General features: G+C 64.7%; 17 protein-coding genes, 1 other RNA gene and 1 pseudogene. 16 read left to right on the top strand and 3 right to left on the bottom strand.

The genetic code is table 11. From position 1 onward, the window contains the following. Positions 1–302 precede the first annotated feature (302 nt). The 8 genes and pseudogenes from BN3789_RS03515 (at position 303) to gatB (ending at position 9,136) form a co-directional block, all read left to right on the top strand. Entirely contained in the window at positions 303–1,397 is a 1,095-nt protein-coding gene (locus BN3789_RS03515) for a PTS transporter subunit EIIC (RefSeq protein WP_066829998.1), read from the top strand. A gap of 476 nt (positions 1,398–1,873) precedes the next feature. After that, positions 1,874–3,325 (top strand): glycoside hydrolase family 1 protein, encoded by a 1,452-nt coding sequence (locus tag BN3789_RS03510; protein ID WP_066829997.1) that lies wholly within the window; start codon positions 1,874–1,876, stop codon positions 3,323–3,325. A 96-nt stretch (positions 3,326–3,421) separates the two neighbouring features. Continuing rightward, positions 3,422–4,261, top strand: a complete 840-nt coding sequence (locus tag BN3789_RS03505; protein WP_066829996.1) for a Cof-type HAD-IIB family hydrolase — start codon at positions 3,422–3,424, stop codon at positions 4,259–4,261. Positions 4,262–4,331: 70 nt separating this feature from the next. Then, positions 4,332–4,868, top strand: a complete 537-nt coding sequence (locus tag BN3789_RS03500) for a PTS sugar transporter subunit IIA (RefSeq protein WP_066829992.1) — start codon at positions 4,332–4,334, stop codon at positions 4,866–4,868. 331 nt (positions 4,869–5,199) lie between these two features. Next, positions 5,200–5,448: an HPr family phosphocarrier protein gene (locus BN3789_RS03495; RefSeq protein ID WP_066829989.1), complete on the top strand. Its 249-nt coding sequence runs from the start codon at positions 5,200–5,202 to the stop codon at positions 5,446–5,448. A gap of 132 nt (positions 5,449–5,580) precedes the next feature. Beyond that, on the top strand, positions 5,581–5,892 hold the full coding sequence (gatC, locus tag BN3789_RS03490; protein WP_066829986.1) for an Asp-tRNA(Asn)/Glu-tRNA(Gln) amidotransferase subunit GatC: 312 nt from the start codon (positions 5,581–5,583) through the stop codon (positions 5,890–5,892). Then, positions 5,892–7,451, top strand: a pseudogene (locus BN3789_RS03485) (amidase family protein). Before gatC ends, BN3789_RS03485 begins: the two are co-directional and overlap by 1 nt. After that, positions 7,448–9,136 carry an Asp-tRNA(Asn)/Glu-tRNA(Gln) amidotransferase subunit GatB gene (gatB, locus tag BN3789_RS03480; protein WP_066829985.1) on the top strand — a complete coding sequence of 563 codons (1,689 nt, stop codon included), beginning with the start codon at positions 7,448–7,450 and terminating at the stop codon, positions 9,134–9,136. The pseudogene BN3789_RS03485 and the gene gatB overlap by 4 nt, the downstream one beginning before the upstream one ends. Before the next feature lie 434 nt (positions 9,137–9,570). Here the strand turns inward: gatB and BN3789_RS03475 are convergent, their stop codons facing one another. Further along, positions 9,571–10,023 carry a hypothetical protein gene (locus BN3789_RS03475; protein ID WP_066829980.1) on the bottom strand — a complete coding sequence of 151 codons (453 nt, stop codon included), beginning with the start codon at positions 10,021–10,023 and terminating at the stop codon, positions 9,571–9,573. Positions 10,024–10,448: 425 nt separating this feature from the next. On the opposite strand from BN3789_RS03475, the gene BN3789_RS03470 reads away from it, so the two are divergent. Next, a complete protein-coding gene (locus BN3789_RS03470; RefSeq protein ID WP_066829978.1) occupies positions 10,449–11,585 on the top strand; it encodes an IS110 family RNA-guided transposase in 1,137 nt (378 codons plus the stop codon). Positions 11,586–12,181: 596 nt separating this feature from the next. Here the strand turns inward: BN3789_RS03470 and ssrA are convergent. After that, positions 12,182–12,550, bottom strand: a transfer-messenger RNA (tmRNA) gene (ssrA, locus tag BN3789_RS03465). 225 nt (positions 12,551–12,775) lie between these two features. Here ssrA and BN3789_RS03460 point away from each other — a divergent pair. The 6 genes from BN3789_RS03460 (at position 12,776) to BN3789_RS03435 (ending at position 19,474) form a co-directional block, all read left to right on the top strand. Beyond that, the gene (locus BN3789_RS03460) at positions 12,776–13,645 is read left to right on the top strand and encodes a patatin-like phospholipase family protein (protein ID WP_066829976.1); all 870 of its coding nucleotides are present in this window, start codon (positions 12,776–12,778) and stop codon (positions 13,643–13,645) included. Positions 13,646–13,870: 225 nt separating this feature from the next. Further along, positions 13,871–14,314, top strand: a complete 444-nt coding sequence (rplM, locus tag BN3789_RS03455) for a 50S ribosomal protein L13 (RefSeq protein ID WP_066829974.1) — start codon at positions 13,871–13,873, stop codon at positions 14,312–14,314. A gap of 2 nt (positions 14,315–14,316) precedes the next feature. Beyond that, positions 14,317–14,712 (top strand): 30S ribosomal protein S9, encoded by a 396-nt coding sequence (gene rpsI / locus BN3789_RS03450; RefSeq protein ID WP_066829966.1) that lies wholly within the window; start codon positions 14,317–14,319, stop codon positions 14,710–14,712. Positions 14,713–14,921: 209 nt separating this feature from the next. Further along, a complete protein-coding gene (locus tag BN3789_RS03445) occupies positions 14,922–15,419 on the top strand; it encodes a PTS sugar transporter subunit IIA (RefSeq protein ID WP_066829963.1) in 498 nt (165 codons plus the stop codon). Positions 15,420–15,488: 69 nt separating this feature from the next. Next, positions 15,489–16,229 carry a glucosamine-6-phosphate deaminase gene (gene nagB, locus BN3789_RS03440; protein ID WP_066829960.1) on the top strand — a complete coding sequence of 247 codons (741 nt, stop codon included), beginning with the start codon at positions 15,489–15,491 and terminating at the stop codon, positions 16,227–16,229. Positions 16,230–16,462: 233 nt separating this feature from the next. After that, on the top strand, positions 16,463–19,474 hold the full coding sequence (locus BN3789_RS03435) for an AfsR/SARP family transcriptional regulator (RefSeq protein ID WP_066829953.1): 3,012 nt from the start codon (positions 16,463–16,465) through the stop codon (positions 19,472–19,474). 109 nt (positions 19,475–19,583) lie between these two features. On the opposite strand, the gene BN3789_RS03430 is transcribed toward BN3789_RS03435, so the two are convergent. Continuing rightward, positions 19,584–19,883 (bottom strand): YhbY family RNA-binding protein, encoded by a 300-nt coding sequence (locus tag BN3789_RS03430; protein WP_066829950.1) that lies wholly within the window; start codon positions 19,881–19,883, stop codon positions 19,584–19,586. 275 nt (positions 19,884–20,158) lie between these two features. Here BN3789_RS03430 and BN3789_RS03425 point away from each other — a divergent pair, with 275 nt between their 5' ends. Beyond that, the gene (locus tag BN3789_RS03425; RefSeq protein WP_066829947.1) at positions 20,159–20,863 is read left to right on the top strand and encodes a hypothetical protein; all 705 of its coding nucleotides are present in this window, start codon (positions 20,159–20,161) and stop codon (positions 20,861–20,863) included. The last annotated feature ends 1 nt before the right edge of the window (position 20,864 follow it).

The following is a 20,864-nucleotide window of genomic DNA, read 5'->3' as shown; positions in this document are numbered from 1 at the left end:
GCACGCGCCATTTTGCCGAGGGGGAGCCCGTGCAAATCGGGGACGTACCTGTTGCGTGCATACATGCACGCAACAGGTACGTCCCCGATTTGCAGAGCCCGCGGCGCGCCGCCCCGAATCGAGAGTACGCTATAGGCACGCCGCCCTGTTGACAGTGCGGTATAGGCACACTTTTGGGCGAAAAACGTGCCTATGGCGTACCGTGGATGAGGTGGCGTGCCTATAGCGTACTCTCGATTCGGGGGTTGTCGCGGAGCGCGCACGAGAAGCCGCCAAGGCCGTTTGTCCGGCAGAATGCGTCGTTGGCGGGGCTCTCGGCCGACGCAGCGCCCGCAGACGATGAGCCCGCCGCGCCGCAAAAGCCGCTCGACCGCTTCATCGACGTCATCTCGGATATCTTCCAGCCCATCTTGGGCATCATGGCCGCCTGCGGCATGATCAAGGGATTCAACACGCTGTTCATGGCGCTGGGGGTCTATCCGGACACCTGCGGCGGCTATTTGCTGTTGAACGCCATCGGCGACGGCCTGTTCAACTTCCTGCCCATGTTCTTGGGGTACACGGCGGCCAAGAAGTTCGGCATGAAGCCGATGCTCGGCCTCGTGATCGGTGCCATCATGTGCTATCCGGGCATCCAGAACTCCACGTTGGAGGCTGCGGGAGAGCCGCTGTACACGCTGTTCGAGGGGACGATGTTCGCCTCTCCGGTGTATGTCGACTTCTTCGGGATCCCCTTCGTGTCGATGGACTACACCGCCACGGTGATCCCGGTCATCTTCGTGACCTATTTCGCGAGCAAGTGCGAGAAGCTGTTCAGCCGCATCGTGCCTGACCTGGTGAAGTTGTTCTTCGTGCCGTGCCTGACGCTGCTTGTGTGCATCCCCGTTGGCCTTTTGCTCATCGGCCCCGTGGCCACCTTCGCCTCCAAGCTCATCGCCGTGCGCGACTTCAGCCCGCTTGTCGCCGGCGCCATCGTGGGCCTCACCTGGCAGGTGCTCGTCATCTTCGGCTTCCACTGGTCGCTCGTGCCGCTGGGCATCGTGAACCTCACCACCCTCGGTCACGACTACATTCTCGCCTGCATGATCGGTCACTCCTTCGCGCTGGGCGTGGTCCTGTTCGCCATGTACCTCAAGAACAAGGACGAGAACTTCCGCGAGCTCGCGCTGCCCGCGATGATCTCCGCGTTCTTCTTCGGTGTCACCGAGCCCGCCATCTACGGCATCGCCCTGCCCCAGAAGAAGCCTTCGTCGTGGCGTGCATCGGCTCCGCCGTGGGCGGCCTTATCATCGGCCTGTCCGGTGCCGTGCTGTTCATGTCCGGCGGCCTGGGTGTCTTCAACTGGCTTTCCTACCTGCCTACCGACCCCAGCTCCACGATCGGTGCGACCTACATGATCTGGGCGATCGTGGCCTCGCTCGCCTCTGCGGTCGTGGCGTTCGCCATCGAGTTTGCGACCTATAAGCCTGAGCAGGCATAGCGCTTTTTGATGCATGCGGCCGTCATCCGTCTTCGAGGGTGGCGGCCGCATTCCGAGATCCTGTGGCCGATTGGTATCAAGATGTTTCAATCAGCCGTTCGGACGATTGAAAAGAAGTGTCCAACCGCGCGTCGCCGCGCCTGCGCGCGCCCGCGGTCTGGCATAGTTGGAACCAGATGCACGGGTTCGTCTCGGGAAACACCGACCAATTCGTTCCGCGCCGGGTGCCCTCGTGGCGGGCGCCTGCGGGCACGCCCGGCGCGAAAGCAAGTAATCGGTGCTTCCCCGGCCGCGTCGTCTCTTGACGCGCATGCTCGGGCGCTTTGCGCCTTCGATGCTTTGACCCGGCGTCGTTCATCTTCGTACATATCCTGATGAAGGGAGATAGGAAGAATGGCGGTAACATTCCCTGAGGGTTTCTTCTGGGGCGGTGCAACTGCTGCCAACCAGTTCGAGGGCGCATGGAACGTCGACGGGCGCGGACCCTCGGTAGACGATCACTTCACGGGCGGCAGCTACGAGCGCCCGCGCGAGATCACGATCGACATCAAGCCCGACCTGCTGTATCCCAACCATGACGGCATCGACTTCTACCATCGCTATGCCGAGGACATCGCCCTGTTCGCCGAGATGGGCTTCACCATGTTCCGCATGTCCATCTCCTGGAGCCGCATCTTCCCGACCGGCATGGAGGACGAACCCAACGAGACGGGCCTCGCCTTCTACGACCGGGTCTTCGACGAGTGCAAAAAGCACGGTATCGAGCCGCTCGTGACGCTTTCGCACTACGAGATGCCCTATGCGCTGGTGGAGAAGTACAACGGCTGGGAGGGCCGCGAGCTCATCGAGATCTACGAGCGCTACTGCGCCACCGTCTTCGAGCGCTATAAGGACAAGGTCACCTACTGGCTCACCTTCAACGAGATCAACTGCGGCGCCACGGACATGGGCAACCTGTTCGAGACGAGCATGATCCGCGGGTTCGAGGGGCCGGCGTCCGAGGCCAAGACCACCGCTCAGCAGCGCTTCCAGGCCCTGCACCATCAGTTCGTGGCGAGTGGTCGCGTGGTGCGCCTGGCGCACGAGAAGTATCCGCAGTTCAAGATGGGCAACATGGACTGCTTCATCCTGTCTTACCCCGCGACCTGCGATCCCAAGGACATCCTGCTGAACCAGGCCAACATGCGCGAGATGAACTGGTACTGCTCCGATGTCCAGGTGCGCGGAGCCTACCCGAGCTACGCGCGTCGCTACTGGCGCGAGCACGGCGTCGAGCTCGCCATCGCCGACGGCGACCTGGACGACATCGCGGCGGGCAAGGTGGACTTCTACACCTTCAGTTACTACATGTCCAACATCGTGGGCACCCATGATGTCGAGCGGACCTCGGGCAACATGGCCTTCGGCGGCGTGAACCCCTACCTCGAGTCCACCGAATGGGGCTGGCAGATCGACCCGGACGGCCTGCGCTACGCGCTGAACGAGATCTACGATCGCTACCAGATTCCGCTGATGGTGGTGGAGAACGGCATGGGCGCGCGCGACGAGGTCGTGGTCGAGGACGGCGAGAAGCGCGTCCACGACGACTACCGCATCGAGTACCTGAAGAAGCACGTGCGCGCCATGGGGGAGGCCGTCGATGACGGCGTCGACCTCATCGGCTACACCTGGTGGGGCCCCATCGATCTGGTGTCGGCCGGCACCGGCGAGATGCGCAAGCGCTACGGGTTCATCTACGTCGACAAGCACGACGACGGCACGGGCACCTACGAGCGCATCCGCAAGGACAGCTTCTTCGCATATCAGAAGATCATGAAGTCCAACGGCGCCGAGGGGCTCGAGTAGCCCGCCCTTTAGCGTCGAGGTGCATGCGAGTGGGGCCGCCGCCTGCGGCCCCACCGCCCAAGGAGCCAAAAAACGAACGGATGAGAAAGGACGCTCATGTCCGACAGCAAGGTCGTCTTCCTCGATGTCGACGGCACGATCACCACGTATGAGAACGTGATTCCCGACTCGGCCAAGCGGGCCATCCGCCAGGCGCGCGCAAACGGCCACAAGGTGCTCATGTGCACCGGTCGTAGCAAGGCCGAGAACCCGCCCGAGCTCGTCGAGATCGGATTCGACGGCATGATCGGCGGCAACGGCGCCTATGTCGAGGTGAACGACCGCGTGGTCATGCACGAGAACGTGACTGCCGAGCAGTGCCGGCGTATCGTCGACTGGTGCCACGCGCGCGGGCTCGAGTTCTACCTCGAGTCGAACAACGGGCTGTTCGCAAGCGAGAACTTCCGCGAGGCGGCCCGCCCCATGCTGCGCCTGTACGCGGGCCGCAAGGGCGTGGGGAACGCCGATGCCCTCGAGACCGACGACGTCATGCACGGTGTGATCTACGGCGGTGAGCTCTATCGCGACGACGTGAACAAGGTGAGCTTCATCCTCTCCGGCTATCAGGACTACCTCGACGCGGTGCGCGATTTTCCCGATATGAAGGTGGGTACCTGGGGAGGGGCCGGAGAGACCGCCCTGTTCGGCGACATGGGCGTGAAGGATATCGACAAGGCGCGCGCCGTTCGCGTGGCCGTCGAGGCCCTGGGTGCCGACATGGCCGATACCGTCGCCATGGGGGACGCGAAGGTCGACATCCCCATGTTCGAGGCATGTGCCACGAGCGTGTGCATGGGCAGCGGCGGCGAGGAGGCCCGCGCCGCGGCCGACTTCGTGACCACTCGGGTGGATGATGACGGCCTTTGGAACGCTTTTTCGCATCTGCATCTAATTTAGTTGTGTAAAGTATGGCAATGTGGAACGTCGCGTGAGACCACGCATCTTGTGAGGAAAAGGAGGGATCCATATGGGTCTGTTCGACATGTTCAAGAAGAAGCCTGAGGCCCCGGCGGCCCCTGCGGCGCCTGCCGCCGTCTCCGCCGAGGAGGCGGCCGACGTGCTGTGCGCGCCGGTCGTCGGCCGCGTCATCAAGATGACCGATGTGCCCGATCCCGTGTTCGCGGGCGAGGTCGTGGGCAAGGGCTGCGCCATCTGGCCCGATGAGGAGATCGTCTACGCGCCCATCTCCGGCACGGTGACCGTCACCATGGGCCATGCTATCGGCATCACGGGTGCCGACGGCATCGAGGCGCTCGTCCACATCGGCGTCGATACCGTCGACATGAACGGCAAGGGCTTCACCGGCTATGTCAAGCAGGGCGACACCGTCAAGGCCGGGCAGCCCGTCATCAAGATGACGAAGGCCGACATCGCCGAGGCGGGGCATCCGGATTGCGTCGTGCTCGCCGTGTCCAACACCGCGGAGTTCGCCGACGTCCAGCTTACCGCCGAGCCCGAGTCGACCGTTTCCGCCGGCGCGGCCGTGGTCAAGGTCGTTCGTTAGAAAGACGCCGATCACGGGCTTCTGGCCGGGCGCGGCGTCGCGGGATGCCGTGGACGGGCGATCGACGGTACGCTATGGGAACACCGTCCCGTTGACTTGCGCTATAGGAACGTTTTCGAGCGAAAAACGTTGCCATAGCGTACTCTCGGCAGGGTGGTGTTACCTATCCGTACTGTCGATCCGAGTCGTGTTGCGGGGCTGCGCGGCGGAGCCGTTCAGTTGGTCAAAACGACCCCGTCTCCAATTGCTGCGCCGAGCTGCTGACAGTTGGCGTATAGTGGACGAAGGGCTGCATGCCCGTATTGAGCTTTTTGAAGCAGGAGGTATCGCCATGATCAAGTTCCAGCATCTTATCGAGGCAGAAGAGGGTCTGCACGCTCGTCCGGTCGCCGATGTCGCGTACACGCTGAACAAGTGCTCGAGCGACGTCCAGATCACCTTCAACGGCAAGACGGCCTCCGGTCGCGACCTGATGGAGTTGCTCGGGCTGAACGCCAACAAGGGCGACCTCATCGATGTCCTGATCGTGGGCGGCAACGAGGAGGAGACCAAGGAGGCCCTTCTGAAGGTGCTCCCGTAGGCTGTTTGCGGCAGGACTTGTCGGTCATCGGTGCCGAACAATCGTGTTACACAGGGCGCTCCATCACGGTGGAGCGCCCTGCTTGCGTATAATGGTGGACGTTCGACTACAGCTACGAAGATAGGAGTGCCCATGGCGCTCAGCAAAGACGACGTGCGCGGTATCGCCGAGTACGCGCGCATCGCCCTCGAGGGCGATGAACTCGAGCAGATGACCGCGTACCTCAACGACGCGGTGGACATGCTCGCACCGGTGCTCGAGTACGATCTGCCGGATATCGAGCCCACGTTCCATCCCATCGGCGACCTCGCCAACGTCATGCGCGAGGACGCGGAGCTGGGGCAGCGCGATCTGCCGCTTGATGTGGCGCTCGAGAACGCGGCGAGCACGCATGACCGTTTCTTCCGCGTGCCTTCGATTCTGGGAGAGGGGGGTGAGCGCTGATGCCGACGAGTTTCGATACCCTGTCTGCCGCGCGCATCGCCGCGGGCATCGCCGCGGGCGAGTTCTCCGCGCGCGAGGTGGCCGAGGCCTCGCTCGATGCCATTCAGGCTCGTGACGGGGCGGTGCAGGCGTTTTTGCAGGTGACGCCCGAGCTTGCGCTTGCCGCCGCCGACCGTATCGACGCGGCGCGCGCCGCAGGCGACGCCCTGCCGCCGCTCGCGGGCGTGCCGTTCGCCATCAAGGACAATATGAACCTGGTCGGCACGCGCACCACCTGCGCCTCGCACATGCTGGAGGGGTACGAGAGCGTGTACACGGCAACGTGCGTGCAGCGCATGCTCGATGCCGGGTGCGTGCCGGTGGGCAAGGCCAACATGGACGAGTTCGCGTTCGGCTCCTCGACGGAGAGCTCGGCGTTTCACCCCACGAACAACCCCTGGGGTGTCGAGCGCATCCCGGGCGGCTCGTCAGGGCGGCACCGGGGTTTTCCGGTGCCGCCTTTTGCGTTCAACCGGCCCGGGCCCGGAGATGCCGTCCGGGACCCTGTCCGAGGAGGCTGGGACCTGTCTCTTATACACATCTAGAGGGGTATAAGGGACAGGTGCGGCGGGGTGGGCATGAAGCCGACCTACGGCGCCGTCTCGCGCTACGGCGTGGTCGCCTTCGGAAGCTCGCTCGACCAGGTGGGACCCTTCGGCCGCACGGTCGAGGACGTGGCGCTCGCCATGAATGCGCTGGTGGGCGCGGGCCGCGACCCGTACGACGGGACGAGCCAGGACTGCGCGGTCGACTTCTGCGAGCATCTGCACGATGGGGTCGAGGGCCGTCGCGTGGGCATCATCCCCGCGTTCATGGAGGCCGAGGGCCTGACTGACGAGGTCCGCAGCGCCGTCGAGGGGGCTGCGCGTGCCCTCGAGGCGCAAGGGGCCAAGCTGGTCGAGGTCGACCTGCCGCATCTCGATGCCGCCATCGCCGCCTACTACGTCATCGGCCCTGCTGAGGCGTTCTCCAACCTCGCGCGCTTCGACGGCATCCGCTACGGCTACCAGGAGCCCGCCTGCCCCAACCTCGATACGCAGAGCTCGCGCTCGCGTGCCCGCGGCTTTGGCGCAGAGGCCAAGCGCCGTCAGCTGCTGGGCGCCTACCTGCTGTCGAGCGGCGTGTACGACAAGTACTACTACGCGGCGCAGAAGGCCCGCACGCTCATCACGGCCGACTATGCCGCCGCCTACGAGGCGTGCGACGTCATCTTGATGCCGTCCTCCCCGCGCACCGCGTGGAAGCACGGCGAGATCTCCGATCCCACGCAGATGTATCTGTCGGACCTGTACACCATATCCATCAACATCGCCGGCAACGGCGGCGTGTCTGTGCCCTTGGGGCTGGGGGCAACCTCGAGGCTGCCGGTCGCGGCGCAGCTCGTGGGCCCGGCGTTCAAGGACCGCACCCTGCTCATGTTCGCCGCGGCGCTCGAGCGCGGCTTTGCCGATGGTCAGACGGGCGAGCCGGCGCTCTCCGTTGCGCCCGATTTCGCCGGGAAGGGGGGTGAGCTGGCATGAGGGAGCTCTCCGAGGTCCTCAAGGATTGGGAGGCCGTCATCGGCCTGGAGATCCACACCGAGCTCACGACGCTCGATACCAAGATGTTCTGCAACTGCAAGCTCTCCCATGATGACGAGCCGAACGCCAACGTGTGCCCGGTGTGCCTGGGCCTGCCGGGTGCCCTGCCCGTGCCGAACAAGAAGGCCATCGAGAGCATCGTGAAGGCGGGGCTTGCCACCAACTGCCAGATTCAGAAGCGCTCGATGTTCTATCGCAAGCACTACTTCTATCCCGACATGGCCAAGAACTTCCAGACCACGCAGGGTCCGGTCGCCTTCGCCATGCACGGGCGCCTCGATCTCGAGGTGTCCGGCCGCGGCGCCGCCGAGCGCCCCGCGTGCGCGTTCGGCGAGGCTGAGGGCTTGAGCCTCGCGAGCGCGAGCGCGAACGCCGAGGGCCTCTCGACCGCCATGGCGGCCCAGATGCGCGAGGGCGGCGAGTCGTCCGGCGGCGCGCTGTCCGCCATGAGCGGCTACGACACCGCCAACCTCGCGCTGCCCGAGCGCCATGAGGACGGCTCCTACACCGTGCCCATCCGCATCCTGCGCATTCATATGGAAGAGGACGCGGCGAAGATGGTGCACGTGGGCGGCGAGGAGGGCCGTATCGCAGCGGCAAGCGAGAGCCTCATCGACTACAACCGCTGCGGCACGCCGCTCATCGAGCTCGTGACCGAGCCCGACCTGCGCACGCCCGAGGAGGCGCGCCTGTTCATGGAGAAGCTGCGCCGCATCTTCCTTACGCTGGGCATTTCCGACTGCTCCATGGAGCACGGCTCCATGCGCTGCGACGGTAACGTTTCGCTGCGTCGCCGCGGCGAGACCAAGCTCGGGACCAAGACGGAGCTCAAGAACTTGAACTCCTTCAAGGCCCTGCACGACGGCCTCGCCTACGAGATCTGCCGCCAGGCCGAGGTGCTCGAGGAGGGCGGTATCATCTACCAGGAGACGCGCCATTGGGAGCCGGGCCGCAAGCGCACGGTGGTGATGCGCGTCAAGGAGACCGCCGACGACTACCGCCTGTTCCCCGACCCCGACCTGGCGCCGTTCGACCTGTCCGACGAGTTCATCGAGCACTGCCGCGCCGAGATCCCCGAGCTCCCCGATGCCAAGCGCGACCGCTACGAGGCCGATTTCGGCATCAAGCGCGCCGACGCCGAGCAGATCGCCGGCGATCCCGAGACGGCCGGCTTCTTCGAGGCGGCCGCCGCGGGCCTGTCGGGCAAGCCGGCGCAGGCCGTGGCGAACCTGATCGTGAACGAGCTCGCGGCCTACCTCAAGGGCACGGGCGCCGGCCTGGCCGAGAGCGGCATCGCCCCGGCGCAGATCGCCTCGCTCGCCAATCTGCTTGCGGAGGACGCCATCAGCTCCAACCAGGCGCACGAGGTCTTCGGGCTCATGGCCGAGTCCGGCGAGGACCCCGAGAAGATCGTGGACGAGCGCGGCATGCGCCAGGTGAGCGACGCCGGCGCGCTGCAGCCGATCGTCGACGAGGTGCTCGCGCGCTGCGCCGACCAGGCACAGCAGTACCGCGACGGCAACCAGAAGGTGCTCGGCTTCTTGGTGGGCCAGTGCATGAAGGCGAGCCGCGGCCAGGGCAACCCCAAGCTGTTCAACGAGCTGCTGCGCAAGAGCCTTTCCTGATGGGTCTCGCGGTTCGGCGCGTTTGCCGGGCTCTCATCGCTGATAGGGCGGCACCGGGGTTTTCCGGTGCCGCCTTTTGCGTTCAACCGGCCCGGGCCAGGAGATGCCGTCCGGGACCCTGTCCGAGGAGGCTGGGACCTGTCCGCGAGCGCGCGTGGCTGCGCGAGGCGCTGCTGCCCCTGTATAGGAACAGCCTGATCGGGGTGAGCCGTGTGCTGAGCGGAGCAGGGAAGGGTGCTCGCATGCCGCGTGGGCGGCATGGGTAAACATGCGCGCGTGCATATCGGGGACGTACCTGTTGCGTGCATGCATGCACGCAACAGGTGCGTCCCCGATATGCACTACAAGGTGCCATAGCAAGAAGCGGCAGCGTCGGGGTGACGCTGCCGCTTCTGACGCAAGCTGTCTTTGTGCCGTGGAGGTAGGGAACCGCCCTAGAGCGTCTCGACGGCGGCCTTGATGGAGCGGACCTCGGCCATGCGCGCGGCGGCCTCGAGGTTGCCGGTGCTCTCGATGGCGGCAAGAGAGCGGTAGATCCAGGCGTTGACGCCCTGGTGCGTGTTGGTCTTGGGCTTGACGGTGCAGGCGATGTCGTGCAGCTCGCCCAGAAGCTGGGTCTTGATGCTGCCGAGCTCCGTCACGTCGATCACGGGGTGGGCAGGCACGCCGCGCTTCTCGCTCACGTGGTCGATGAGGCCGGTCACGGTGGTCACCTGGTCGTTGCGCTGGTCATCGGTCAGGCGGTCGTTCAGGGAGGAAAGCCCGTCGATGACGACGGTGGCGGGGTGGCCGCAGGGGACGAAGTCCTCGATCTCGTCCATGGCCTGGGTAATGGTAGCGCCGAGACCGACCAGGGCACCGGCGAGCTGTGCGTTCTGTGCGTTCATGCGTGTAAACCTCCTAGGTGAGGGTTAGACAAGATGCGAGTGGGACGATAGCGTGTGCGGCAAGCGTGTTTCAAGATTTGTGAGCCATTCTTCACGTGTGTGAAGAAGCGGTTAAGTGCCCCAAGAATTGCCGCCTGCAATGAAAAGCGCAGGTAATCGATGGTGTTTTGGCTGTTGCGAGCAGTATACCCACAGTGACCGTTCGCCGAATAAACATGTTCGTTGACCGAAATTGTTCAGTGTTCAGGCGGCAAATATGCATCTTTAGCTGCCTGCAAATGGGTTGGTTGACGATATGTTCATCGGGTGACCAGGTCGCAGCCGCCCCTGGCCGAGGGGGAAGCCCCGTCGCTCGGAGCGTGGGTTAGCATCGTCTCGTGTCAGCAAGGCGGCCGCCAGGGCCACAGAGAGAAGGGGGCTTCCCGATGAGCGAGTATACCACCCAGGTCGGCATGGACGTGCACGCGCGCAGCGTGTCCTGCAGGGCGCTGAGGCCCGACACAGGCGAGTGCTGGTCGGGCACGTTCCGCGGGGAGGGCTTCGAGCGCGCCCTGCTCGAGTGGCTGAGGGGGCTCCCCCAGCCGGTGAGGTGCGCGTACGAGTCCGGCTGCACGGGCTTCTGGCTGAGCCGGTTCCTGGAGGGGGCCGGCGTCGCCTGCGGCGTGGTCGCCGTCTCCACTATGCCGCGCTCCCCGAGGGACAGGCGCCACAAGAACGACAGGCGCGACGCCGCCGTCGTGCTGCGCGAGATGTGCAACCCCGCCAGCGACGTCTCCTACGTGTGGGTCCCCGACCCGCAGACCGAGGGCGCCCGCGACCTCGCCCGGGCCGCCGACGCGGCCGCCCGGGACGTCCGCTCCGCCAGGCAGCGCGTGAGCATGCTGCTGCTCAAGCACGGGTTCGCCTGGTGCGAGAGGACGCCCTCCGGCAACCTGAGGAAGACGTGGACGCGGGAGTGGCGCAGGTGGGCGCTGTCGCGCGACCTGGGCGACGCCCTGTCGAACAGGGCGCTCGAGATGGAGTTCGCCGCGGTCGAGCTCCTCGAGCGCGAGGTCGCCGGGCTCGCGGCGGCGGTGGCCGAGGAGGCCGGGCGCCCCAGGTGGAGGCCCTACGTGGACGCGCTCGTCCGCCTCAAGGGCGTCGACGTGCAGACCGCCTTCCTCGCGTGCGCCGAGTTCGGGGACTTCTCGCGGTTCCGCAGCGGCAGGGCCGTCTCCCGCTGGATCGGGTGCACCGCCTCGGAGAGCTCCAGCGGCGAGGCCGACCGCCGGGGCCCGATCACCAAGGAGGGCAGCTCGCGCCTGCGCCGCGCGCTCGTCGAGGGCGCGGCCTCGATGCCGCGCCGGAACGGGCGCCCGAAGCGCGTGCGCCCGGGCCACGAGGTGTCCCCCGCGGTCGAGGAGATGGCCGCAGCCGCCAACGAGCGGCTCCGGCGGCGCTACGAGCGCCTCAGGGGCGCCGGCAAGCACGCCAACGTCGCCAGGGTGGCGGTCGTGAGCGAGATGGCGCGCTGGATCTGGGCGATAGGCCTGCAGGTGCAGCGCGAGCTCGCCGCCGCCTAGCGCGCGGCGCGAGATAGGGCCGTCCCCTCCGCCGGCCGGGCCCGCGGCGCGCGGGGCAACTCGCGTCCGTCCCCATGCGCGGCCCCGCGGCAGCCCGCCGCCGGGCCATGCGCGTCCGTTGACTCCCCGCCGCGAGGCGGGGGCTGCGACACTGCCCGCACCGAAGAGAGCCGTACTGCGGGCCGGGGCCCTCCCCGGCATCCGCGATTCTGTGAGTGGAACGCGTTGGGCGTCCGAGGTTCCCCGGGGCCGCCGGGCCCCGGTTCGAGGACACGCCCGCGGCCCGCCGGCGGGGGTGGGGGAAGCCGGCCCCCGGGCCAGCTACCCGGGGGCCGGCGGAATATTGCCTATTGACAGTCCGATGAACATATGTGGGGACGGGTTCGTTTCAACCCATCGACGGAGTGATATTCGCCATGGGCGACATCCGCGATGAGGAACGGGGCAGGTAGGGCGCCGTTTTTCGCTCGCCAAAAGTTACCAAGACGGTCTAAAAACTGTCCGAATTCGCCAAAATCTAATACACGTGTTCGGTAGTCCAATACACAAAAAATGGGCTTCTACCTGCTGAAACAGGTAAAAGCCCAGTTCGCGTTTGGTGGAGGCGCGGAGAATCGAACTCCGGTCCACGAAAGCCCCCTGATCGGCATCTCCAGGCTCAGTCGCTGGTTTAGATTCGGACGCGTTGCGCGCAGCGACACGCTCGCGGCGTCCTAACCGGTTCGATCTTAGCCCGCGCCATACCGATTACGTGCGCGGGAGCGTTCCCCTCAAATGACATCGGGCCCGGGCCGGGGAACCTCCCGAGCGCGACGTGCCGCTAATTAATTAAGCAGCAAGAGCCAGCTGGGGCTCGTAAGAAGAATTCTTGTCAATTCATTTTGACGGTACCCCTGTTTAACGTGGCGAGGAGACCACGGCCTGCTTCCTCTCTCAGAGCTATCGTGTCGAAACCAGTCGCCCCCTCAACGGGAGGTCGTGGGCGGCAAGAACCGCTCGACCTTTTCAAATAACGCACGGCCGCACGGGCTCGTGGACTACGTATTCTACCACGCATCGGGATTCTTATGCATGGGGCGCGCGTGCGGGGCGGATGCGTGGGCGGGTTGGTCTGATACGCGTTGGGTACCCGGTTTGTGGGTAGAAGAGGGGAAACGAACGGCGACATATATGGAAAAGGGGCGCGCGGAATGGATCAGCGGGCGGCAAACGCGGGCAAGACGGCGATCATCCTCGAAGGCGGCAGCTTCCGCGGGCAGTTCACGGCGGGCGTTCTCGACGTGCTGATGGAGCACAACGTCCAGCCCGATGCCTGCTATGGCGTGAGCGCGGGCGTCCTGAACGGATTGAGCTACAAATCCCGCCAGATCGGTCGTCCCAACCGCGTCAACCTGGCATTTTGCAACGATGAGCGCTACATGGGCGCCAAGTCCTTCGCGCGCAGCGGCAGCTTCATCGGCTACGACTTCATGCTGAACGATGTGCAGGACCGTTTGGACCCGTTCGACAACGAGGCCTACCTGAAGAACCCGATGCCGCTGGTGGCGGTCGCGACCGACATCGTCTTCGGGACGGCGGCGTACCTGGAGGTTAAAAACGCCGTGCTCGACATCGACGTTGTGCGCGCCACCACGTCGCTTCCGCTTATGACGCAGCCGGTCGAGATCGACGGCCATCTGTACCTCGACGGCGGCGTGGCCGATTCGGTGCCCATCGAGCACGTTCTCGAGGACGCGGGCTACGATCGCGCGGTGGTCGTGCTCACGCAGCATCGCGCATACAAAAAGGGGCCGTATGAGATGATGGCGGCCGCCCGTGCGCGCTATGGGGAGTATCCGTATCTGCTCGACGCTATCGAGAGCAGGCATGAGCGCTACAACGAGCAGCGCGAGCATATCTGGGCCTACGAGAAGGAGGGACGCGCGCTCGTCCTCACCCCGCCCCGTCCGGTCGAGGTGGGGCATATCGAGCACGACACCGCCAAGCTGCTCGACCTGTATATCCAGGGCAGGCAGGAGGCGGCGCGCCGCCTTGACGAGATCGTGTCGTTCCTCAAGTGAGCCGGCGCGCTCGCAAGCTGGACCGCTTGTGAACGTCCGGGGGAGCGGCTTGGGCGCCGCATGGCCCTGCCGAACCTCATCGAACCATGCGATGAACATGTGCAGAAACTCTGCGCGACGGCAAAACGCGCATTGACCCCGCATCTGGGCGCGCTATAATTCTTCAGTCATTTGCAGAGCCCCGTGAATCTCTGTTAAGACACGTACTGTACATGGAGGAGTCAAGTGATTCAGAAGTCGACTCACTACTTCAAGCAGGGCGAGGTTGCTCGCAACTGGGTCCTCGTCGATGCCGAGGGTGCTGTCCTGGGCCGTCTTGCCACTCAGATCGCCATGATCCTGCGCGGCAAGAACAAGCCTCAGTTCACCCCGAACTCTGACTGCGGTGACTTCGTGGTTGTCATCAACGCCGATAAGGTCCAGCTTACCGGCAACAAGGCCAACCAGAAGGTCTACTACCGTCACAGCGGCTACAATGGCGGCCTCAAGGCTGAGAGCTTCCGCCAGGCTATGGAGAAGCACCCCGAGCAGGTCATCGAGCGCGCCGTCCGCGGCATGCTGCCCAAGACCACTCTCGGCCGTGAGCAGCTGAAGAAGCTCAAGGTCTACGCCGGCCCCGAGCATCCGCATGCTGCACAGAACCCCACGAAGATTGAGCTGGAGGGCTAAAGATGGCTGAGAACACCGTTGTTTACTACGGCACCGGCCGTCGCAAGAACGCCGTTGCCCGCGTCCGCATCGTCCCTGGCACCGGCAAGGTGACCATCAACAAGCGTGACGCTGCTGAGTATTTCGGCCGCAAGCAGCTGGTCGAGAACGCTCTCGCTCCCTTCAAGGTCACCGACACCGCCGGTAGCTTCGACGTCATCGCCCTGTGCGACGGCGGCGGCATCACCGGTCAGTCCGGTGCTCTGCGCCTGGGCATCGCCCGCGCTCTGCTGAAGGCTGGCGACTATCGTGCCGACCTCAAGCGCGCCGGTTTCCTTACCCGCGATGCGCGCGTCGTCGAGCGCAAGAAGTACGGCCTCAAGAAGGCCCGTCGCGCTCCGCAGTTCTCCAAGCGCTAAGCTTTTTGGATTTGCATTCACAGGACAGGGCCTGCCGTTTTCGGCAGGCCCTGTTTTTGTGCCCGCCGTCAGCGCAGTGCAGGTACGGGGCGCCGTATGCCTTCATGCGATTCCGAAATGGACAAAATGCTCTGTGCGGGGATTGCCCTTTGCGGTAGGATTATGTTAATAACTCAGTAGCTCTCTGGATTGTGTTGAACAGGGGGATCATGTTCAGCGAGTTTCTCAAGTCATTTGGCTTGCGAAAGCGGAATAATGTGCTCCTTTCGCCTCTAGCGGGTAAGGTAATCCCATTATCCGAGGTTAATGATCAGACGTTTGCAGCTGGCCTTTTGGGCCAAGGCGTTGCTATCGAGCCGACCGGAAACAAGGTCGTCGCTCCGTCCGATTCAAAAATCGAAGCCATTTTCCCCACGGGTCATGCGCTCGCCCTGCACACCGATGAAGGGCTCGACGTGCTGATCCATGTTGGGTTGGACACCGTCAAACTCGATGGAAAGTACTTCAACGTCAAGGCTCAGGTGGGGCAGTCCGTCAGAAAGGGCGACGTCCTGATCGAGTTCGACCGCGAGGCGATCGAGCGCGAGGGGTACGACGTGACCGCTCCCATCTTGATCTGCAACTCCGTCGAATTCTCGAGCATCCGGGGCAACGTGGGTGATACCGTCAAGGAGCTCGACACGTTGATCACCGCACGGGAGCGGTAGGGTTGTGTTCAGTCGGTCTTCCGGATGGCGGGGGATCGAGCAATAGGGGATCGAGAGAAAGGGCCCTGCATGATTACCATCGTACGCGCGCACGACTATAACGATATGAGCCGCAAAGTGGCGAATATCATCTCTGCGCAGATCATCCTCAAGCCGAATTGCGTGCTGGGCCTTGCGACCGGCTCCACCCCGATCGGCGCCTACCAGCAGCTGGTCGAGTGGTACAAGAAGGGCGATCTCGACTTCTCCCAGGTGTCCTCCTACAACCTGGACGAGTATCGCGGCCTCGCCGGAGACCATCCGCAGAGCTACCGCTACTTCATGGACACCAACCTGTTCGATCACGTGAACATCGATAAGTCGAAGACCTTCGTGCCCGATGGCATGGCCGAGGACTACGAGGCCGCCTGCGCTGCGTACGACGCGGCCGTGGCTGCTGCCGGGTATCCCGACCTCCAGCTGCTCGGTATCGGCAACAACGGCCACATCGGCTTCAACGAGCCCGACGACCACTTCTCCAGGGGCACGCATCTGGTCGACCTGACCGAGTCGACCATCGAGGCGAACAGCCGTCTGTTCGACAGCATCGACGAGGTGCCGCGCCAGGCGTTCTCCATGGGCGTGCAGACCATCATGAACGCCAAGATGATCCTCGTTGCCGCCAACGGTGAGAAGAAGGCCCAGGCCGTGCACGATATGTGCTTCGGCCCGATTACCCCGAGCTGCCCGGCATCCATCCTGCAGCTTCACACCAACACGGTCCTCGTCGCCGACGAGGAGGCCCTCTCCAAGTGCGGTGAGCTCGCCTAACGCTGCGTTTCGCCCAGCGATTGCACAGCGCCCCGAACCACGGTGGTTCGGGGCGCTTTTTGTTACCGGCACCACATCTTTCGGAATTCTGAAATATGCTCGAAAGAAATCAATAAAAGATATTGCACTATTCGAACAGAGTGCTATGGTATATCTACAACAAAACAAGATATGAATGAAGATGAGCAAAAGAAGATAAGCGCATCGTCATTTGAATCACGTTGGGAGGAACCATGGCACACGAACAGGAAGAGCGGATCAACGAGCAGGCAATCGACGACGGCGCGTGCGAGCGCGAGGCGCATGCCGCGTGCTCGGGGCTCATCATCAAGCGGCGGCGTCTGGTCGATCAGATCATGATGAAGCTGGGGGAGTCGGGGGCGGCGATCCTGTGTGCGCCGCCGGGATTCGGCAGGACCGCGGTTCTGCTGCAGTGCGTCTCCCATGCGCAAAACGATGCGGTACGGCGGGAGACGCATCTGATCGATGCGGGGCGCCTTGATACCGAGCGCCTTGTGGAGCGCCTGGGCGAGCTCGCCTTGCGCACCCCGTCGACGCTCAGGCCCCTTGTCGCCATCGACGACATGCCCAAAGTCGATCGGCACGGTGAGGACGCCGTCATCGACCGCCTCAATGAGCTGATGCGTCAGGGATACGAGCTGCTGCTGGTGTGCACACCTGGAAACCGCGGCTTGCCTGAGGCGCTCCCCGGCGCATGCCTCATCTCCTCTCGGGACCTTACGGTGCAGCCGCGCGAATACTCCGAGTGGGCTCGGCTCTATTCGATTTCGCGGTCGCTCGACGTCTACGAGCTGACCGGGGGCATCCCGTCTCTCGTCACGATGCTGCAGTTCTCAACGGATCGCTCCTACGGCGGCGCGCTGCTCGAGCAGGCGATCTGTGCGCTGTACCGTAAGGTCCTGAAGGAGCTGCGTCGCGAGCGCGACGCGCTATACCGCCCCGCCTGCATGATGCTGCTGCTCGGCGGCGGCACGGTGGGGGACTTCGAGCGGTGCGGGGTGAAGATCCATCGCGAGACCATGGAGCGCCTGGCGCGCGACTACCCGATGTTCGGCCTGGACGGCTCGCGGCGCACGTTCTCGTGCCTGGGGAAGGGAACCTCCGAGTACGATGACCTGCGGCGCGAGATCGCCGAGCGGCGTCCGACCTTCGCCTCGCGCGCCGCCCGGATGCTCATGAAGACGGGCAGGGTCGATGCGGCTGTGGCGCTGGCGGAGCTCGTGCTCGACGAGAAGGGCACGCTGTCGCTCGTCGGGCAGTTTCCCGTCCAGTTCGCCCTGGCGGGGCACGCGCAGTTCGTGCAGCGCGTGCTGTCGACGCCGGAGCGCCTGATCGGGCGCGACATGACGACGGGGGCGCTGCTCGGCGCCTATGCGTCGGCGTTGACGCTCGGCGACTACCGCATGGCGCGCAATGCGGCAGCCGAGCTGCGCAAACGTCCGGAGCGCATCGTGCAGGACGTGGACGCGCAGACGTGGGGGAGCACTGTCATGCTGGCGGATGCCTGGGGGAGCGTGAACGGGACCGCGCTGCCGGATCTGGGCGGGGCGAATACTCACGAGCCAACAGAGGACGCGTTGCTGCTGAAGGAGCATGCGGAGATTTACCGTGAATTGATCGGCGGCGCCGGGGCGCCTGCATGGGATCGCGCGGAGCGCCTGATGCGCGCGGTGAAATGCGACAACGAGGTCAACATCCCGCTGCTTTTCCTGCAGGCGGACCGTTGCATGGATGCCGCCCTGCACGGTCGGGGCGTCGAGCCGCATGAGCTCGAGCGCCTGGAGCAGGGCATCAAGGTCCTGACGGCGCGGCACCTCGTTCCCGTCGCCGTGCGCATCCGGTTGGCCGCCAACATCGCGCGCCTCTACGATGGCGAGCCGCTGGTCGACGAGCGCTGCTTCGCGGAGGCGGGGACGATGGCGGTGCGCGAGTCCGATCTGATGACGCAGCTGTTCTGCCTTGCTGCCGAGGGCTGGCAGTCGTTGGCGGTCGGCCAGGCGATCAACGCGCATTTCCGTGGACAGCAGGTGCTGAAGCTCGCCGACGCGGGCCAGGTGTTCTTGCGCTCCTGGGGCACGATGCTGGAGCGCACGTCATACCTGCGCCACACGTCGCGCATCAAGATTCGCGAGGAGGCCGAGGTCATCGATCTGTCTCAAGACGAGTGCGGCACCACCGAGGCGTGGGCCGTGGCGCTGCACCTGTCGGCTGCCCAGTTCGATTCGGAGCTGTCGGCGTGGTATTCCCGCCACAAGGACGAGATGCGCCACGAGCGCTTCTGGCCCACGGCCCGTCATGCGATGGCGCTGATGGGGAGCCGTGCCGAGTCGCTGCGCCATCTGCTTCCGCGGGAGGTCTCCCAATCCGCGCGGCCCGCGACGGCGCGCAGCGTGCCGAGCGAGGCGGCGTTCGAGGTGATCGATGGCGGGCGGATTCCCGAGACCGGCGAGGTCGTCATCAACCTGTTCGGGGGATTCCATGCGGAGCGCAACGGCCATACGCTCACCGACGTGCTCTGGCGCCGCAAGAAATCCGGTGCGCTCGCCGCGCATCTGGTGCTTGCGATGGGGTCGTTCGTCAGCCGCCGCACGATCATCGACGAGCTGTGGCCGGACGCGGACTACTCGCACGGCCGGGAGAGCCTCTATGTGACGCTGTCCTCGCTGCGAGCGGCCGTGAAGCAGCAGGCGGGCGGCCCTCAGTACGTGCTCACGCAAGGCGATGGCGTGGCGTTCAACGCGGAGTTCGTCTACTCCGATGTGCGGCAGTTCGATGCGCTGGCCCGCGCGGTGCTCGTCGGCAGCGAGGCCTCTTCTGCGCAGCAGGTGATCGAGACGTGCCTGAAGATCGAGCAACTCTACCGAGGTCCGCTCTATGTGCCCGACTGCGGCGATCCCACGTATTTCGTCGAGATGCGCCGCGTGTTCCTCACGAAGTTCATCGACTGCATGGTGGCCGGCATCGACAAGGCGCTGCAGATCGAGAACAACTCGTGCGCCTCCTGGCTGGTCGAGGCCGCGCTCAAGCAGGCCCCGACGCGCGAGGATGTGATCCGCCGTGCCATGACCGTGTACGATCGGTGCGGGCGGCGGCGCGAGATCGTGGAGCTCTACAACGGGCATCTGCACTTTCTGCAACATGAGCTGCAGGATTTCCCTGAGGAGGAGACGCGCGAGATGTACGAGCGCATCATCAATCGCCAGCAGCGCGTCGCGATGATTTAGGGAAACACTGATCAGATCATATGGGGACGGGTTCATTGCAACCCATGGCGATGCGCCGCCATGGGTTGCAATGAACCCGTCCCCCTATGACCCGTCCTTGCGGAAGATGTTATGCGAGCTCGATCTTGTCGATGTCCTTGCGGGAGCTTGCGCGATACAGCGAGAAGCGGTGTCCGATGATCTGGACCACGTCGGAGCCCGTTTCCCCGGCGAGGATGGAGGCAGCCTCGCGTGCCGTGAGGCCGGAGCCGTCCTGAACGGCGCACTTGATGAGCTCGTGCGCCTCGAGGCTCTCCTCGGTCTGCTCGATGAGGCCTTCGTTGATGTCGCCGCGACCGATGTAGATCTCGGGATTGAGGTGGTGGGCCAGGCTGCGGAGCTGGCGGACCTGCTTGCCGGTAAGTGCCATGAGCGGTGCTCTCTTTCTACAGAACCTATCGAATGAACGTGGTGAGGGGCACCACGCGGATATCATGCGCCGATGCGCGCTGGTACACGATATAGCACTCCTGCGACAAATGCCAGCTCTCAGCCCATTTTTGTCGCGTTTTCACGGGGAATGCGCCTGAGCGGCGCGCCGTTGCAGCCCGATAGGGGAAGGACCGGCGCGTTGTCGGTATACTGTACCGAATTGTCCGAGCGCCGTACTGTCGAGGTGCGGACCCAACGATCGAGGAGCATATCATGGCTGATTCTCCGCGCCCTGCCCGCCGCCGTCCGACCGGCGTCCATGCGCCGATCAACGCCGCCGAGGCGGCCAAGCGTGCGGCGCACGTCAGGCCGGGCGAGGAGGACGCGCTGCGGGCCTCCGCTGCCGGGACGCGGCGACCTCGTGCCGCGGGCGCGCGTGCGCAGGGCCGCAGCCCTCGTGCGCTCACCTTCGCTGCCGTCGGCATCGGTGCGGCGCTGGCCCTCGTCCTCGCATTCGTGCTCATACGGGCCATCATGGGCGCGCTGCTCGCACCCGACGCACGCGATGCCGTGGAGTCGATGCCGCTTGCGGCCGAGAATCAGGCGGCGACGATCGATGCAGACGACCTGGGCTCGGCTTCAATCGCATGCGGCCGTACGGTGTACGCGGTGCGCTCGTTTGACGACGGCGTCATGCGCGTGGTGCGCAGCTCGACCGATGCCCCCGACTCGTTCGTTTCGCTGTTCGATATCTTGGGCACCCCTGTCGGCCTGGCCGTGTACAACGGAACGATCTACGCTGTGGCCAACCTGGACGGTTCCTATTCGGTTTGCGCCTATGTCGACGCCGACGGCTCGGTGCCCGTGCAGATCGCCGAGGAGTCGGGCACCGCGTCGGATGTGGCGCTCGACGGCTCTCAGCTCAAAATTACCTGTACGGACGGTAAGACGTTCGAGCTCGATCTGGAAAACCGCTGAT

The sequence above is a fragment of the Collinsella ihumii genome (assembly GCF_900046475.1).
Lineage (GTDB): Bacteria > Actinomycetota > Coriobacteriia > Coriobacteriales > Coriobacteriaceae > Collinsella > Collinsella ihumii.
The sequence above is the reverse complement of the archived record's forward strand: the minus strand, read 5'-3'. Positions and strand labels throughout refer to the sequence as shown.

Coding starts and splice junctions, on each gene's coding strand:
- BN3789_RS03460 (WP_066829976.1), top strand. CDS start 12,776: ATGGATCAGCGGGCGGCAAACGCGGGCAAGACGGCGATCATCCTCGAA.
- rpsI (WP_066829966.1), top strand. CDS start 14,317: ATGGCTGAGAACACCGTTGTTTACTACGGCACCGGCCGTCGCAAGAAC.
- gatC (WP_066829986.1), top strand. CDS start 5,581: ATGGCGCTCAGCAAAGACGACGTGCGCGGTATCGCCGAGTACGCGCGC.
- gatB (WP_066829985.1), top strand. CDS start 7,448: ATGAGGGAGCTCTCCGAGGTCCTCAAGGATTGGGAGGCCGTCATCGGC.
- BN3789_RS03430 (WP_066829950.1), bottom strand. CDS start 19,883: ATGGCACTTACCGGCAAGCAGGTCCGCCAGCTCCGCAGCCTGGCCCAC.
- BN3789_RS03445 (WP_066829963.1), top strand. CDS start 14,922: ATGTTCAGCGAGTTTCTCAAGTCATTTGGCTTGCGAAAGCGGAATAAT.
- BN3789_RS03505 (WP_066829996.1), top strand. CDS start 3,422: ATGTCCGACAGCAAGGTCGTCTTCCTCGATGTCGACGGCACGATCACC.
- BN3789_RS03470 (WP_066829978.1), top strand. CDS start 10,449: ATGAGCGAGTATACCACCCAGGTCGGCATGGACGTGCACGCGCGCAGC.
- BN3789_RS03510 (WP_066829997.1), top strand. CDS start 1,874: ATGGCGGTAACATTCCCTGAGGGTTTCTTCTGGGGCGGTGCAACTGCT.
- nagB (WP_066829960.1), top strand. CDS start 15,489: ATGATTACCATCGTACGCGCGCACGACTATAACGATATGAGCCGCAAA.
- BN3789_RS03495 (WP_066829989.1), top strand. CDS start 5,200: ATGATCAAGTTCCAGCATCTTATCGAGGCAGAAGAGGGTCTGCACGCT.
- BN3789_RS03435 (WP_066829953.1), top strand. CDS start 16,463: ATGGCACACGAACAGGAAGAGCGGATCAACGAGCAGGCAATCGACGAC.
- BN3789_RS03500 (WP_066829992.1), top strand. CDS start 4,332: ATGGGTCTGTTCGACATGTTCAAGAAGAAGCCTGAGGCCCCGGCGGCC.
- BN3789_RS03425 (WP_066829947.1), top strand. CDS start 20,159: ATGGCTGATTCTCCGCGCCCTGCCCGCCGCCGTCCGACCGGCGTCCAT.
- BN3789_RS03475 (WP_066829980.1), bottom strand. CDS start 10,023: ATGAACGCACAGAACGCACAGCTCGCCGGTGCCCTGGTCGGTCTCGGC.